This is a genomic window from Haloferax sp. AS1, from assembly GCF_014530665.1.
GTDB lineage: Archaea > Halobacteriota > Halobacteria > Halobacteriales > Haloferacaceae > Haloferax > Haloferax volcanii.
The window spans coordinates 1,117,020-1,130,548 of record NZ_SPSA01000001.1 but is presented as its reverse complement, the minus strand read 5'-3'; the positions used below and the strand labels follow the sequence as shown (position 1 = coordinate 1,130,548).

15 protein-coding genes and 2 tRNA genes are annotated in these 13,529 nt (G+C 68.1%); 10 read left to right on the top strand and 7 right to left on the bottom strand.

All coding sequences use genetic code 11. The features are described from left to right. Window positions 1-148: 148 nt before the first annotated feature. Window positions 149-220: transfer RNA gene (locus E4P24_RS06085), tRNA-Ala, on the bottom strand. Between the two features lie 153 nt (window positions 221-373). Here E4P24_RS06085 and E4P24_RS06080 point away from each other — a divergent pair. Then, a complete protein-coding gene (locus E4P24_RS06080; protein ID WP_004063824.1) occupies window positions 374-586 on the top strand; it encodes a hypothetical protein in 213 nt (70 codons plus the stop codon). Window positions 587-1,166: 580 nt separating this feature from the next. Here E4P24_RS06080 and E4P24_RS06075 read toward each other — a convergent pair. Continuing rightward, window positions 1,167-1,238 (bottom strand) — tRNA-Ala (locus E4P24_RS06075). A gap of 244 nt (window positions 1,239-1,482) precedes the next feature. Between E4P24_RS06075 and E4P24_RS06070 the strand changes: the two genes are divergently transcribed. Genes E4P24_RS06070 through E4P24_RS06055 form a run of 4 tightly spaced genes read left to right on the top strand, consistent with a single transcriptional unit; the run spans window position 1,483 to window position 3,967 of the window. Next, a complete protein-coding gene (locus E4P24_RS06070; RefSeq protein ID WP_004043790.1) occupies window positions 1,483-1,950 on the top strand; it encodes a 30S ribosomal protein S15 in 468 nt (155 codons plus the stop codon). A gap of 4 nt (window positions 1,951-1,954) precedes the next feature. After that, entirely contained in the window at window positions 1,955-3,076 is a 1,122-nt protein-coding gene (locus E4P24_RS06065) for an exonuclease (RefSeq protein WP_188148241.1), read from the top strand. Next, the gene (locus E4P24_RS06060; RefSeq protein ID WP_115891296.1) at window positions 3,073-3,315 is read left to right on the top strand and encodes a KEOPS complex subunit Pcc1; all 243 of its coding nucleotides are present in this window, start codon (window positions 3,073-3,075) and stop codon (window positions 3,313-3,315) included. Before E4P24_RS06065 ends, E4P24_RS06060 begins: the two co-directional genes overlap by 4 nt. Then, window positions 3,308-3,967 (top strand): 30S ribosomal protein S3ae, encoded by a 660-nt coding sequence (locus E4P24_RS06055; protein WP_115860095.1) that lies wholly within the window; start codon window positions 3,308-3,310, stop codon window positions 3,965-3,967. The genes E4P24_RS06060 and E4P24_RS06055 overlap by 8 nt, the downstream gene beginning before the upstream one ends. 129 nt (window positions 3,968-4,096) lie before the next feature. Here E4P24_RS06055 and E4P24_RS06050 read toward each other — a convergent pair whose 3' ends face one another. Continuing rightward, entirely contained in the window at window positions 4,097-4,543 is a 447-nt protein-coding gene (locus E4P24_RS06050; protein WP_188148240.1) for a plastocyanin/azurin family copper-binding protein, read from the bottom strand. A gap of 166 nt (window positions 4,544-4,709) precedes the next feature. Here E4P24_RS06050 and E4P24_RS06045 point away from each other — a divergent pair, with 166 nt between their 5' ends. After that, on the top strand, window positions 4,710-5,381 hold the full coding sequence (locus tag E4P24_RS06045; RefSeq protein ID WP_008605767.1) for a protein sorting system archaetidylserine synthase: 672 nt from the start codon (window positions 4,710-4,712) through the stop codon (window positions 5,379-5,381). A 28-nt stretch (window positions 5,382-5,409) separates the two neighbouring features. Here E4P24_RS06045 and E4P24_RS06040 read toward each other — a convergent pair whose 3' ends face one another. Next, the gene (locus tag E4P24_RS06040; protein WP_115860097.1) at window positions 5,410-5,685 is read right to left on the bottom strand and encodes a hypothetical protein; all 276 of its coding nucleotides are present in this window, start codon (window positions 5,683-5,685) and stop codon (window positions 5,410-5,412) included. A gap of 140 nt (window positions 5,686-5,825) precedes the next feature. Between E4P24_RS06040 and E4P24_RS06035 the strand changes: the two genes are divergently transcribed. Further along, the gene (locus E4P24_RS06035) at window positions 5,826-6,149 is read left to right on the top strand and encodes a DNA-binding protein (RefSeq protein ID WP_115802437.1); all 324 of its coding nucleotides are present in this window, start codon (window positions 5,826-5,828) and stop codon (window positions 6,147-6,149) included. 2 nt (window positions 6,150-6,151) lie between these two features. On the opposite strand, the gene E4P24_RS06030 is transcribed toward E4P24_RS06035, so the two are convergent. Next, on the bottom strand, window positions 6,152-7,294 hold the full coding sequence (locus tag E4P24_RS06030; protein WP_188148659.1) for an acyl-CoA dehydrogenase: 1,143 nt from the start codon (window positions 7,292-7,294) through the stop codon (window positions 6,152-6,154). A gap of 117 nt (window positions 7,295-7,411) precedes the next feature. Here E4P24_RS06030 and E4P24_RS06025 point away from each other — a divergent pair, with 117 nt between their 5' ends. Next, window positions 7,412-8,488: a phytoene/squalene synthase family protein gene (locus E4P24_RS06025; protein ID WP_049922094.1), complete on the top strand. Its 1,077-nt coding sequence runs from the start codon at window positions 7,412-7,414 to the stop codon at window positions 8,486-8,488. A gap of 220 nt (window positions 8,489-8,708) precedes the next feature. Then, entirely contained in the window at window positions 8,709-9,557 is an 849-nt protein-coding gene (locus E4P24_RS06020) for a heme-copper oxidase subunit III (RefSeq protein WP_004063857.1), read from the top strand. A 183-nt stretch (window positions 9,558-9,740) separates the two neighbouring features. On the opposite strand, the gene E4P24_RS06015 is transcribed toward E4P24_RS06020, so the two are convergent. Then, window positions 9,741-11,399, bottom strand: a complete 1,659-nt coding sequence (locus E4P24_RS06015; RefSeq protein WP_188148239.1) for a TrkA family potassium uptake protein — start codon at window positions 11,397-11,399, stop codon at window positions 9,741-9,743. Window positions 11,400-11,676: 277 nt separating this feature from the next. Here E4P24_RS06015 and E4P24_RS06010 point away from each other — a divergent pair, with 277 nt between their 5' ends. Beyond that, complete coding sequence (locus E4P24_RS06010; RefSeq protein WP_188148658.1) at window positions 11,677-12,501, top strand: CDP-alcohol phosphatidyltransferase family protein; 825 nt, start codon at window positions 11,677-11,679, stop codon at window positions 12,499-12,501. Here E4P24_RS06010 and E4P24_RS06005 read toward each other — a convergent pair whose 3' ends face one another. Next, window positions 12,502-13,407, bottom strand: coding sequence for a hypothetical protein (locus E4P24_RS06005; RefSeq protein WP_004063862.1), 906 nt, complete (start codon window positions 13,405-13,407; stop codon window positions 12,502-12,504). Window positions 13,408-13,529 lie beyond the last annotated feature (122 nt).

Sequence of the window (13,529 nt, the reverse complement as noted above, 5' to 3'; positions counted from 1 at the left end):
AAGGTCGTGAACGGAGTTCACGGGATTTGAACCCGGAACCAGACGTGCTCGCTCACTTCGTTCGCTGTGCGCGACTGGTAGGGCTTCAAATCCACGCGCTCGCAACGGCGAGCGCTCGGCTCGTCAATTTCTTCACTTCGTTCAGAAATGGACTCGCCGGGATTTGAACCCGGGGCCTCTCCCATGCCAAGGGAGTGATCTACCCCTGATCTACGAGCCCTCAAACGCAATCGTTCATTCCCCGGTCGAATAAATAAGGGCTTCGAATCGTTCGACGGCTGTGGGGGGAACCGCGTGGGCGGGCGAGCACTCCAGAACACGACGGCGGCGACGAACCGACTCGTTTTTTCCGTCGCTGGCGGAACCACTCGGTATGACCGACGACGACGCTCCCGACGTTCCGGTGGTGTGCGAGGCCTGCGACACGACCACTCGCGTTCCGCTTTCGGAGGTCGCGGACGCCATCGAGCGCCACAACGAACAGGTCCACGACGGCGACGACATCGCGCAGGTCGACCCCGAAATCGTCAAGCACGTGACCGACCTCGCGGCGAAGGACATGAGCGTGTTCGAAGACGAGGGGTGAGGTTTCAGACGGGGGCTAACGCCCTGTCTCGATACGTTTCAGCCACAACGATTCGGTTGCGGGAGCTCGCTACGGCGAGCGCTCGTCTCGTCATTTCTTCACTTCGTTCAGAAATGGACTCGCCGGGACTGAGCAAACCGGTGGTTTGCGAAGGTCGTGAACGAAGTTCACGGGATTTGAACTCACTCGCAAATCGAAGATTTGCTCGCTGCTCAAATCCCGCCTCGAACAGACACGAATTTACTCTGGCTTCGCGACTCGCTCCGCTCGTCGGAAGTCCAGAGAGAAGTGAGTGGACTCGCCGGGAGTCCCGCGAGCAGAGCGAGACGGAAACGCCGTCTCGCATGCCATGCGGGCGACTTGCGGGTCGCCCGCAGACGAAGCGAGTGGGACGTCAGCGAGTCCACGAACGACTGACGGAGCGAAGCGACGGAAGAAAGTGAGTGGACTCGCCGGGATTTGAACCCGGAGGAAGACGTGCTCGCTCACGATGTTCGCTCCGCGCGACTGCCAGGGCTTCAAATCCACGCGCTCGCTACGGCGAGCGCTCGTCTCGTCATTTCTTCACTTCGTTCAGAAATGGACTCGCCGGGATTTGAACCCGGGGCCTCTCCCATGCCAAGGGAGTGATCTACCCCTGATCTACGAGCCCGCATCCTCCGATAGCCGTCGCCCGTTTAGAAGCCCTTCGATTCCGACCGGACCGAGTCGCGGTCAATTCGGAGCCGAGTCGAAACGGTTTAACCCGGCGCGCGTGGACAACCCGATGGGAATCCAGCACGGCCGCAAATCTGACTCGCCCAGTTTGGGCTTGGGATTGCGGTAGTGCCCCGGTAGTCGGTGATACGACTGCGGGGTACTCGTTTCTGCGGTCAGTGCGGTTCCAACCCGCAACAATGGCACGAATGCACACCCGCCGCCGTGGCTCGTCCAGCTCGGACAAGCCGGTGGCAGACGAAGCACCGGAGTGGAGCGACGTCGACGCGGCTGACATCGAAGCCCGCGTCGTCGAACTGGCAGAACAGGGCAAGGACCCGAGCCAAATCGGCCTGTCCCTGCGCGACGAAGGCGTCAAGGGCGTTCCCGTCCCCGACGTCAAGCTCGCCACGGGCAAGAAGGTCACCACCATCCTCGAGGAGAACGACGCCGCAGGCGACCTCCCCGAGGACCTCCGCAACCTCATGGAGCGCGCCATCCGCCTCCGCGAGCACATGGAGGAGAACCAGCAGGACAAGTCCAACCGTCGCGCGCTCCAGAACACGGAGTCGAAGATTCGCCGCCTCGTCTCGTACTACCGCGGCGACAAGCTCGACGACGACTTCACGTACAGCTACGACGTCGCTGTCGAACTCCTCGAAGAATAACTGAATGTCCGTGAGCCCCGCCGAACAGACACCCGCCGCCGACGCCGCCGCGACCCTGCGCGAGGCGACGTTCGTTCGCCTCCGCGTCCACGGGAGCGGTGCCGCCGTCGCAGCCGCGGGTGTCGTCGGACGGGCGCTCAGGACACTCGACGTCCCCTTCCGCATCCGCGCGACCGACGCCCCGGACACTGTCGCACACGACGACGTTGTGGCAGTCGTCGGGCTGTCGGACGCCGATGCGGACCTCGAACTCGACCCGAACGACGCCGTTTCGGTCGTCCGCGAACTCGGGGTCGACCCCGACCCGGCGGTCGCGCTGGCCGGCTTCCACGCCGCCGGCACGACACCGAAGGACGACACCGACCTCGCGGACGCCGCGGCCGACGCGGGCGTCGAAGTCGGACCCGGCGTGGCCGTCCCCACGGGCGACCTCGCAGACGGGCTGGCGCATTCGACGCTCGTCCACGCGCCGTTTTCGGCCGACAGGGAGCGCGCGCAGGCGGACCTCGCCGAACTGTCGCTCCCGGCCGAACTCGACGCCGACGCCCGTAGGCGCGTCGCTTCCCTCGTCGCCATCGACGCGACGAGCGGCGAGGCGACCGCTCGCGCGGCGACCGCCGTCGAGCGCGTTTTGGGCCCGGAGACGACCCCGAACGGGCCGTTCGAAACCGTCGGCGGCTTCGCCGACGTGCTCGACGCGACCGTCCGGGAGTCGCCCGGGACCGCCGTCGCGCTGGCGCTCGGACACGACGTTCGCGACGCCGCGCTCGACGCGTGGCGCGACCACGCGCAGGCGACCCACGCCGCGCTCCGCGGAGCGACGACGGGCCGCTACGAGAGCCTCTACGCGCTCTCCTGTGACCTGTCCTCGCCGGGGCGACTCGCCACGGTGGCGAGACTCGCCCGCGACTTCCGCTCGCCCGAGCCGACCGTTCTCGCGGTCGGCGTCGGTGCCGCGGCCCTCGTCTCGACCGGCCCCGCCGGACTCGACGAGGACCTCGCCGCGGCCGCGAGCGACCTGCCGGCCGCGTCCGCGATCGGGTCGCCGTCGGAGGCGACGATGACGTTCGACTCCGCGGCGGAGCCGAGCGATGTCGTCGCGGCCGTCAGGGAGGTGCGCCGATGACCCGGCGTGCGACCCTGCGGACGACCCACGACGACGCCGACATCGTCGCCGGCGCGCTCGAGCCGGACAACACGGAGTCGATGCACAGCCGAGTCGAGGGGGACGAACTCGTCACCACAATCGAACGCGATTCGACCGGCGGCCTGCACGCCACGGTCGATGACTACGTCGTCAACGTGACGGTCGCCGAGACCGTCATCGAAGCCACACGAACGCACACAGACACTAACCATGAGTGAACGATCCGTCTCCAAGCAGAAGCGCGGAAAGCGATGGTACACCGTCATCGCTCCCGAGAATTTCGACCGTAAGGAACTCGGTTCGACCTTCGCGGACGAACCCGAGAAAATCAGCGGTCGCACCGTCGAGTCCACCCTCGGCGAACTCAACGACGACCAGGGCGCGAACAACGTCAAGCTCACGTTCAAGATTACCGACGTGGGCAGCGACGCCGCCTACACCGAGTTCATCCAGCAGGAGCTCACCCGAGACTACCTCCGCAGCCTCGTCCGCCGCGGCGCGTCCAAAATCGAAGCCAACGTCACGGCCATCACCAAGGACGACTACCGCGTCCAGCTCCAGCCCGTCGCCTTCACGACGAAGAAGGCCGACCGGAGCCAGGAACACGAGATTCGTCGCATCATGACGGAACTCACCCGCGAGGCCATCACGGGCCACACCTACGACGCGCTCACCGAGAGCGTCGTCGAGGGTCGCCTGTCGTCGGCCATCTACGGCGACGCGAAGGTCATCTACCCCCTGCGCCGCGTCGAGGTCAAGAAGTTCTCCCTCGAAGCCCGTCCCGAAGAGGTCGAGGCCGAAGAGGAAGCCGCCGTCAGCGTCGACGAAGGCGACGTCGCAGTCGACGTCGACGACGAGACCGAAGCGTAAGCCGTCTCGTCGGCGGCTCGACTTCGAACTTCGACTTTTTATGCGACCGCGCTTCGAGCGGGAGCCACGCCGCGCTCCGGTCAGGTGCTACCTCCCGGAGTCCACGCTGTGCGACGCTGCGCGCCGGGGCTACTCTTCGACGACGATGGTACCGACCATGCCGGCCTGCTCGTGGGGGATACAGAGATACTCGTACTCGCCGGGCACGTCGAAGCTGTACGTGTAGGTCTCGCCGCTGCCGATGAGCCCGCCGAGCGAGTTGGAGTAGGCGTCGCGGGCGGCCTGCTCGGTCTCGTAGTCCCCGCTGGCGAAGAACGCGGCTCCCTCGGGGAGGGTGCCCTCGTAGGCGGTGACGGTGTGACCGCGGGAGCTCGTGTTGCGCCAGACGACCTCGTCGCCGGCCTCGACGGTCAGCGTCGGCGGGTCGAACGCGACCGCGGTCATCCCGATGTCGAAGTCGTCGCCGGACGCCGTCAGGGTCGCACAGCCCGCGAGGCCGGCGGTCGCCGCCGAACCGGTCGCCGCGAGGAACTGACGCCGCGTCCGACCGCCGTTCGAAGACCCGTGGTCTCGCATGGTCGCCTCTCGGGACGCGACCGATAAATGTCGCATGGTTCGCCCGGCGAACCGCCGAGCGGGGCGAGACGCGCCGATTCCGACCGGGGCGGGCGGTAACGACGCGGAGCCGCGGGCTGACGGACGGAACGTAAGAGGGAAAGGGCAGGTACGCAATCGCATCGGTATGAGACCCCGATTCGTCGGTCGGTTGGGCCCCGCCGACGTGGTCACCGCCGGGAACGCGGCGCTGGGATTCGTCGCCGCGGTGTTAACCGCGGTCGACGTGCACCTCGCGGCCAAGGTCATCCTGCTCGCCGCGATGGCCGACGGCCTCGACGGCGTGGTCGCCCGACGCTACGGTGGGACCGACGCCGGGCCGTACCTCGACTCCCTCGCGGACGTGGCCTCCTTCGGCGTCGCCCCGGCGCTGCTCGTCGTCGCCGTCGTCCGCGAGATGTGGGGCTTCGACCGGGTCCGGGTCGTCGCCGGCGTCGGCGTCGCCGCGCTGTTCGTCGCGGCCGCGGTCGTCAGACTGGCGCTCTACACCGCCTACGACAGCGGGTCCGACGAGACGGTCGGGGTGCCGACGACGCTCGCCGCGACGATTCTGTCTGCGGGCGTCCTCGTCGGCTTCGTCGAGCCGATGTTGCTCGTCGGCCTCTCGGCGGTTATGGCCGCGCTGATGCTCTCGGACGTGACCTACCCCGACCTCCACGCGCAGGACGCGCTCGTCATGGGTGTGGTGCAGGGCCTCGCAATCGTCTGCTCGGGGACGCTCGGTGAGGGCTTCTCGTTCGGCCTGCTGTTCTTGGCGCTCGGCTACCTGTTTCTCGGGCCGCGCTTCTACTGGGCGTGACCGGGGCGGCGGAACGGAACGCGCCCGCTTACATCCCCATGTCAGCCGCGTCCTCCGGGACGGGCAGGTCGTGCGGCGACACGCCGAGGAGTTCCGCGGCGTGGTCCAGCGCCATGTCGAAGCCGTAGTAGCGTTCGAGTTCGTCGCCCTCGGCGGTTGGGCGGACCTTCAACATCGCGTAGCCGTCGATGTTCTGGGCCACGGCGGCGGTCCGGCCGTCGCGGTCGAATTCGAGGACGCGCTCGGCGTCGGTGACGTAGTACCGCGCGGTGACGCCGTTCGCCTCTGCGGTTGCGTCGGTCATGCGAGGCGCTAGGGAGCACGGGCTGTCTAAACTATCGGTTCCGGCGGACTGGCGTGGGAGAGCGTGGCTGGACGTGACGGAGCAGACCGGCGGGCCGGCGGAACGAAAGTGACGTGTGTCTCTCCCACGAGACGGGAGCCATGTGGTTTCAGAGCGGCCGTCGGCGCGACCTGTGTGCCGTCCTCTACGACGCGGGCGAACTCCGCGGGCAGAAGCTGAAGACCCGGTTGGAACGCTACTACGACCTCCGAATCGACCCGCAGTCGTTCTACGGGACGCTCGACGCGCTCGTGGAGGCGGGCCACCTCCGACGGCGGACCGAGGGCATCTACGACGTGTACGGCCTCACCGACACGGGCGCAGAGCGGGTCGAGTCGTACCACGCGTGGCTCGCGGAGCGAGTCGCAAACGGGGCGCGGGGCGCGGAGGACGCGGAGGGGACGAACGAATCGGTCGTCGACTGACGTTACTTCTGGAGCCAGTCGCCGATGGTGTTGCGGAGAATCTCGCTCGTCCCCTCGTAAATCTCGTTGAGCTTCGCGTCGCGGTAGTAGCGCTCGGCGGCGAAGTCCTTGGTGTAGCCGTAGCCGCCGTGAATCTGGATGCCCTCGTTGGCCACCTCGCGGCTGATTTCGCTGGCGTAGAGCTTCGCCTGCGCGGCCTCCTTGATGAACGTCTCGTCGCGCATCTTCAGGTCCGCGGCCTTGTGCATGAGGAGCGTCGCGGCCTGCACCTTCGTGTCCATGTCAGCCAGTTTGTGTTTGATGGCCTGGAAGTCCCCGATGGGCTGGTCGAACTGCTCGCGCTCGCCAGCGTACGTCACGGCGTCGTCGAGGGCGGCGCGGGCGATGCCGATAGAGCGCGCCGCGATGGTGATGCGGCCGCCGTTGAGCGTCTTCAGCGCCTGCACGAAGCCGTCGCCCTCGCCGCCGAGGAGTCGGTCTTCGGGGATGCGCATGTCGTCGAAGCGGAGTTCGGCGGTCGGACAGCCCTTGTCTCCGAGTTTGTGCTCCGTGCCCTCGACGACGAAGCCGTCGTCAACCTCGGGCCGGACGACGAACGACGAGATGCCCTTGTTACCCGCGTCGGGGTCGGTCTTGGCGAAGACGACGACCGTATCGGCGACGGAGCCGTTCGAAATCCAGAGCTTGCCGCCGTCGACGACGTACTCGTCGCCGTCTTTCTTCGCCGTCGTCTCCATGGCCGGCACGTCGCTTCCCGCACCGGGTTCGGAGAGCGCGAACGCGCCGATGTCGGTGCCCTCGTTGAGCGGCGTCAGGTAGGTCTGTTTTTGCTCCTCGTTGCCGAACTCGTAGAGCATGTTGCCGGCGAGGCTCGTGTGCGCGGCGACGATGGTGCCGAGGCCGCCGGAGCCGCGGGAAATCTCTTCGAGGCCGATGGCGTAGGAGTGGTAGTCGAGGCCGGCACCGCCGTACTCCTCGGGGAAGGGCATGCCCATCAAGCCGAGTTGCCCCATCTCGGCCACGAGGTCGGCGGGGAACTCGTCGGTCTCGTCGATTTCCGCCGCGCGAGGTTTGACTTCCTCGTCGACGAACTCCGAGACCATCTCCTTGATTTGCTTCTGCTCCGCAGTGAGCGCGAAGTCCATGTCTGAATCTTTCATCGACTATGCTTATGGTTTTCTCCTGCGCCGTCTCGGCCGTCCGCGGATGCGGCCCCCCACGAGACTTTTTATCCCCCCTTCCGTAATACGGGTACGCTTCGAATGTCTCGACACGCCGATGCCCGGCCACCGGCAACTGATGACGACCTCGATTGGTGTCACGATGCAGTTCAGGGGGTCTCTCGGACCTTCGCCCTCACGGTCGACGTCCTCGACGAACCGATGGCGTCGCACATCTGTATCGGATATCTCCTCTGTCGAATCGCCGACACCGTGGAGGATTCGTCTTCAATCGCGCCCGACGAGCAGGCACACCTCCTTCGACTCTACGACCGCGCGCTCGACCCCGACGACGACACGACCGTCGACGAGTTCGTGGCCGCCGTACAGCCGCACCTCCCCCCGGAGGGCGAACAGTCCGACGACTGGATGGTCGTCGCCAACACCGCTCGGGTCTTCCGGACGTTCGAGGCGCTGCCGGAGGACGTGCGGGAGGCGGTCACGCCGCCGGTCCGCGAACTCGTCTCGGGCATGGCGATGTTCGTCGAACGCTACTCCCAGACCGGCGGGCTCCGCATCCAGTCCCGCGAGGAGCTAGAGGAGTACTGCTACTACGCCGCCGGCACCGTCGGCAACCTCATCACGAATCTCGTGACCCGCGGCAACGTCGACAGCGAGCGCCGCTCGCGGCTCTACGACACCGCCGAGGAGTTCGGCCTGCTCCTCCAGCTCGTGAACATCGCGAAGGACGTGCACGACGACTACACCTCCGAGAACAACGTCTACCTCCCCGCCGACTGGCTCGACGACGCGGGCGTCCCGCAGGAGGAGGTCGTCGACCCCGAGCACAACGACCGCACGGCCTCGGTGGTCGCGCGGACCGCCGACCACGCGAAGTCGTTCCTCGACGACGCGCAGACCTACCTGGAGACGGTGCCGCTCCGCGAGGGCAACACGCTCGCCGCGTGGGCGATTCCGTTCCTCCTCGCGGTCGGGACGCTCCGCGAACTCGTCGCCAACCCCGAACACGCGGTGACGGGCGAGGGCGTCAAAATCTCCCGACAGGAGGTGTTCGCCGTCGTCTCCGAGATGAACGGTGCGAGCTCCGAGTCGCTCGCCGAGATGCGCGAGATCATCTCGCGCCAGCCGTTCCACCGAGCGACGACGAACCTCGACTGAAGACGACGCCGCGCCGTCGGTCGGGCCTCGGTTCCGTTTTCGCGTCTCTTCTCCGTCCGTTCGCTTCGAGCGCCGCCGAACGCGGCGGTTAGTTCCTCTCCCGCGAACGCCACGCTTCGCACCCGCCGCGACCCCGGCGGAACCGAATTCGAGGGCCATGCGGTCCCGTGACGAACGCAGTTTGGGAGGATTTTTAGTAACCCAAGCATAACGGGCGTCTATGAGTACCGAAGAAGCACACGACGACCACGGCCATCACCTGCCGGCGGTTCAGGACTGGCCGCGCGGCTTCGGCGAGGCGAGCTGGTGGCCGTTCGTCACCGCCGTCGGGGGCGCGGGCATCTACGCCGGTGCCGGGCTGTACGTCATGGGACAGGACGGAATCGTCGGCCAGACGGCGGGTCCCGCCGTGTTCATCGGCAGTATCTTCCTCTTCCTGGCCGGACTCTACGGCTGGTTGTACCACGCGTTCGTGAGCCACTTCTGGTCGCGCGACGCGAGCCAGAAGAGCGCATCGAAGCTCCGCTGGGGGATGATTGCCTTCCTCGGCTCCGAACTCGGGACGTTCGGCGCGCTGTTCGCGTACTACTTCTTCATCCGCGCGGGGACGTGGCCACCGCAGGAACTCCCGCATCTCACGGGGTCGTTAGTGTTAGCGAACACCGCCATCCTCATCGTGTCCAGTCTCACGCTCCACTGGGCCCACGTCGCCATCCGCGAGGAGAACCACCGTAACTTCGTCCTCGGGCTCGCGGTCACGCTCCTGCTCGGCGTGATATTCATCGGCGGGCAGGTGTACGAGTACTACGAGTTCATCGTCCACTCGAACTTCTCGATTACCGACGGCATCTTCGGGTCGGCGTTCTACGGCCTCACCGGCCTGCACGGCCTCCACGTCAGCCTCGGCGCGGTGCTTCTCGGTATCGTCTTCGTCCGCGCGCTCCGCGGGCAGTACTCCGCCGAGCGCCACGTCTCCGTCAGCACGGCCTCGATGTACTGGCACTTCGTGGACGTCGTCTGGATCTTCCTCGTCGTCGTCCTCTACGTCGGCGCGGAAGTCGGCGCGTAACCGAACCGAACCGGACCCGCCTGTCGCCGCGTCGCGGCGGCACAGATTTTTCCGCTGATTTCTCCGAGAGCGACGGACGCCGATACGACCGAGCGACGGCCGAACGACGACCCAACGACGACCGTACAGGGCCGAGCGACGACCGACAGCCGGGCCGGCCCACCCGTGACCGCCCTCGGCCGCTCACCCGAACTGCTCGTTGAAGCGGTAGATGTCTTCGTCCACGCCGGCGACGACGAGGTCGTCGTCGGCTTCGACCCGGAACTCCGGGCCGACCTCGGTGACGAGCGCGCCGTTTCGCTCGACGGCGATGACGGTGCAGTTCGTTCGGGCGCGAACGTCGGCCCCGGCGAGGGTCCGCCCCACGAGGCCGGGGGCGTTCGTCCGGACGATTTCTATCTGCGACTGCGGCGCGATGACCTCCTCGTCGAGCACCGTCGAGGCGAGCATCCGGCCGGCGACCGTCGAGAGCGCGAGGACGTAATCCGCGCCGGCGCGGTAGAGCTTGGCGATGCTTTCGGTCTCGTTGGCGCGGGCGATGACCTCCGTCTCCTCGGAGACGCGCTCGGAGACGAGCGTGGCGAAGACGGCCGTGGTGTCGTTGTCGAGCGCGAGGAGGACGCCGCGAGCCTCGGAGACGTTCGCCTCGGAGAGCGTCTGCGGGTCGGTGATGTCGCCGACGAGGTCGACGCCGGGCTTGTCCTGCTTGTCGACGACGAGGTGCGGGACGCCGGCGCTCGCCAACTTCTCGGCCGCGGTGGAACCGACCTCGCCGTATCCGGCGACGATGACGGTCCCGCGGCGGAAGCGCCGCGCCGACGACAGCGTCAGCGCGCGGAGTTCTTCGAGCTGCTTCTCGCGGCCGACGACGAGCAGGATTGTGTGTTCGTCGATGACGGCGTGGGGGGCCGGCGGGGAGACGAACTCCCCGGTGAACCACGCGCCGATGACGTTGACGCCGGTGACGTCCCCGATGCCGCTCTCGGCGATGGTCCGACCCTCGGCGGGGCTGCCGCGCTGGACGAGCAGCTCCGCGACCTCGAAGTCCTCGCCGATTTCGATGGCGTCGCCGAGTTCCGAGGAGATGGACGTGGTCGCCTTGCCCGCGAGGCTCTCGCCGAGGAGCCGGCGCGGCGAGACGACCCGGTCGGCCCCGGCGTAGCGGTGGTAGTCAGCGACGTCGGGGTCCTCGATGAGGCTGACGACGCGGGCGTCCGGCGCGGCCTGCTTCGCGGCGAGGATGATGCTCGCGTTCGTCTCGTCGTCGTCGTCGGCGACGATGGCGAGCGCCTCGGCCGCGTTCGCCGCCTCCAACGACTCGACGTCCTCGGGGTCGCCGTGGACGACGTCGTAGCCCGTGCCGTGTAGCTCCTCGGCGCGGTCGCGGTCGGCTTCGAGAATCACGTAGGGCACGTCCATCGAATCGAGTTCGTCCACGAGGGCGTCGCCGCGAGGGGTGAACGTGCAGATAACGACGTGGTCCGAGCGCGTCGACGCCGTCGGCGGCGCGGTCCGCAGGGCGTCTTCGACGAGCGGGACGAGAAACAGCGGGAGCGTGAGGAAGACGGTCGTGACGCCCGTGAGTTGCATCAGAATCGACAGCGCGAGCAGCGGCGGATGGTCGACCCAAAATCGGGTCTGTTCGCCGTAGCCCGTCGTCGTGAACGTCTCGACGACGACGTGGACCGCCTGCAAGAAGGTGATGTCCTCGCCGGCGAAAAAGCCCGCCGCCCACTGGTACGCGATGGAGAACGTGAGCATCAACAGCCCGGCACCCGCGAGATAGCGGCCGAGTCGTCGCTTCGCCTTCGACAACCCGGGGCCGTCGCCCGAAATAGACATACACCCGCTATGGCCGCCGGTGGCTAAAAGCGTCCTGACGCGGGAGGCGTTCCATGAGCCGCCGTCGAGACGCCGCGTTCGCGGGGGGCTCTCCTCGCCGCCGATGATTCGTCGCGCGGCCCTGACCTGTTACGCGAGGAATACTTAACAGCCGCCCGTCCCCCTGTACGGGTATGTGTAGCACACCGTCCGACCGCCGAGGCGACAGTCGGCGGCCGTGACGCTCTCGGGAGACGGCGCGGCGACGCCGCGGACGACACGTCGGACGAGACGGCGGGTGCTCGAAACCGGCGGCGCGGCGGCCGCGGCCACGCTGGTGGTCGGCGGACTGCTCGCGGTCGAGTGGCTCTGGCTCGTCTCGCGGGCCGCGCCCTCGCCCGAGACCGCCGCGGCGACGTGGGCCGCCGGGACCCTGCTCGTCGTCGTCGGGCTCTGCGCGTACGCCTACGCGAACGCGGACGAGAACGTCGCGCCCGGAAACGCCGGAACGGCCGAATCCGCGGCGGAATCGGCCCGCGCCTACGACGACCTCGGGGTCCCGACCACCGTCACGCTCGTCCGCGGGTTTCTCGTCGCGGGCGTCGCGGGCATCGTCGGCGTGGCGCTCCACGGGTCGCTGAGTCCGTCGTGGGCGTGGACCGCCGCCGGCGGCTACGGGGTCGCCGCCGCGCTCGACGCGCTCGACGGGGCGCTCGCCCGCCGACTCGACCGCGTCAGCCGCCTCGGCGCGCGACTCGACACCGCGGTCGACGCCTTCGGCCTCCTCGTCGCCCCACTCGCGGGCGTCCTCCTCGGCGAACTCGCGTGGTGGTACCTCTCGGTCGGGGCGGCGCGGTACGTCTTTCTCGTCGGCCGCCGCCTCCGCGAGCGAGCGGGGCGACCGACGTTCGACCTCCCGCCCCGCGCCTCGCGGCGCGTCCTCGCCGGCGTCCAGATGGTCGTCGTCCCGCTGGCGCTCGCGCCCGGCGTCTTCGACTCGTGGATGCCGCTCGTGACCGGCGTCGCGGCCGCGGCGCTCCTCGTCGGCTTCGCTCGGGACTGGGGCTACGTCTCGGGCCGCCTCGGAAACGAGGGCGACGGAGACGCGCCAGTCGCGGAGTAATCAGTCGAGTTCGGCCAACACGTCGAGGTTGTGAGCGACGTACGCGAGTTCGTCGCCCGCGAGGGCGTCGTGTCGGGCGTCGAGCCACCCGTCGAGCGTCGCGCGGTCGACCGCGGCCGACTCGCCGACGGATTCCTCGACGAAGCCGAGGATGCGGTCGAGGAAGATTCGCGCCTCGTCGTCGTGCGGCGGGTGGACGACCCAATCCGAGCCGCCGGCCGCGACGACCGGCGCGCCGAGTTCCCGCAGGGTCGACAGGAGGTCGGAGCCGGTGTTCGGTCCCGCGCGGTCGCCGCCGCGCATCGTCTCGTGGTACGCGCCGAGCACCGCGTCGTCGTCGGGGTGGCTCGGGCGGAACGCGGTTCGACCGTCGAACGTGATGGGCGCGTAAAAGAGGCCGTCGTCGGTGAGCCGCGAGAGGAGCGCGTCGACCGCCCGTCGGAGCGGGAGCACGTCGAGGACCGCGTGGGCGACCACGAGGTCGATCGCCTTCGGGAGGACCGTCATCGCCTCGAAGAGGTCGCTCGTCACGTAGGTCAGCGAGACGCTGCGGCCGTGGCGTTCGATGCGGAAGCCGTCGGGCGTCGGCTCGGCGGTCCAGCCGGCGGCGCGCGCCCACTCAGCGAACGCCGCGGCCGCGTTGTCCGCCATCCCGCGCGTGCGGTCGACCATGACGTACTTGATTTCGTCGTGCGCGTCGAAGACGCCCCACGAGAGGAGCCGTCGACACATCGCGCCCGTCCCCGCCCCGACCGAGACGACGCGGAGCGGCTCTCCCGACCGCGACTCGGCGCGCGCCTCCAGCCGGTCGATGAGGCTCGCGAGCGTCGGTCGGTGGAGCGCGCGGTCGTCCACGGGCTCCTTCGCGCGGAGGTAGTGGACGAACCGGTCGTCGTGGCTGGTCACGACCGACCCGTCTCGGCGGACTCGTATAACCGTTCTCCCGGCTCGGTTCCGACCGCGGCGAGCGAATCGGTCACAGCAAGCACGCTGAAGTGTGAACTGAGCTAAACATTCGCTCGATTCGC

Excerpts from the sequence above, each read along its gene's own strand:
- E4P24_RS06080 (WP_004063824.1), top strand. The coding sequence starts at position 374 with ATGACCGACGACGACGCTCCCGACGTTCCGGTGGTGTGCGAGGCCTGC.
- E4P24_RS06070 (WP_004043790.1), top strand. The coding sequence starts at position 1,483 with ATGGCACGAATGCACACCCGCCGCCGTGGCTCGTCCAGCTCGGACAAG.
- E4P24_RS06065 (WP_188148241.1), top strand. The coding sequence starts at position 1,955 with ATGTCCGTGAGCCCCGCCGAACAGACACCCGCCGCCGACGCCGCCGCG.
- E4P24_RS06060 (WP_115891296.1), top strand. The coding sequence starts at position 3,073 with ATGACCCGGCGTGCGACCCTGCGGACGACCCACGACGACGCCGACATC.
- E4P24_RS06055 (WP_115860095.1), top strand. The coding sequence starts at position 3,308 with ATGAGTGAACGATCCGTCTCCAAGCAGAAGCGCGGAAAGCGATGGTAC.
- E4P24_RS06050 (WP_188148240.1), bottom strand. The coding sequence starts at position 4,543 with ATGCGAGACCACGGGTCTTCGAACGGCGGTCGGACGCGGCGTCAGTTC.
- E4P24_RS06045 (WP_008605767.1), top strand. The coding sequence starts at position 4,710 with ATGAGACCCCGATTCGTCGGTCGGTTGGGCCCCGCCGACGTGGTCACC.
- E4P24_RS06040 (WP_115860097.1), bottom strand. The coding sequence starts at position 5,685 with ATGACCGACGCAACCGCAGAGGCGAACGGCGTCACCGCGCGGTACTAC.
- E4P24_RS06035 (WP_115802437.1), top strand. The coding sequence starts at position 5,826 with ATGTGGTTTCAGAGCGGCCGTCGGCGCGACCTGTGTGCCGTCCTCTAC.
- E4P24_RS06030 (WP_188148659.1), bottom strand. The coding sequence starts at position 7,294 with ATGGACTTCGCGCTCACTGCGGAGCAGAAGCAAATCAAGGAGATGGTC.
- E4P24_RS06025 (WP_049922094.1), top strand. The coding sequence starts at position 7,412 with ATGTCTCGACACGCCGATGCCCGGCCACCGGCAACTGATGACGACCTC.
- E4P24_RS06020 (WP_004063857.1), top strand. The coding sequence starts at position 8,709 with ATGAGTACCGAAGAAGCACACGACGACCACGGCCATCACCTGCCGGCG.
- E4P24_RS06015 (WP_188148239.1), bottom strand. The coding sequence starts at position 11,399 with ATGTCTATTTCGGGCGACGGCCCCGGGTTGTCGAAGGCGAAGCGACGA.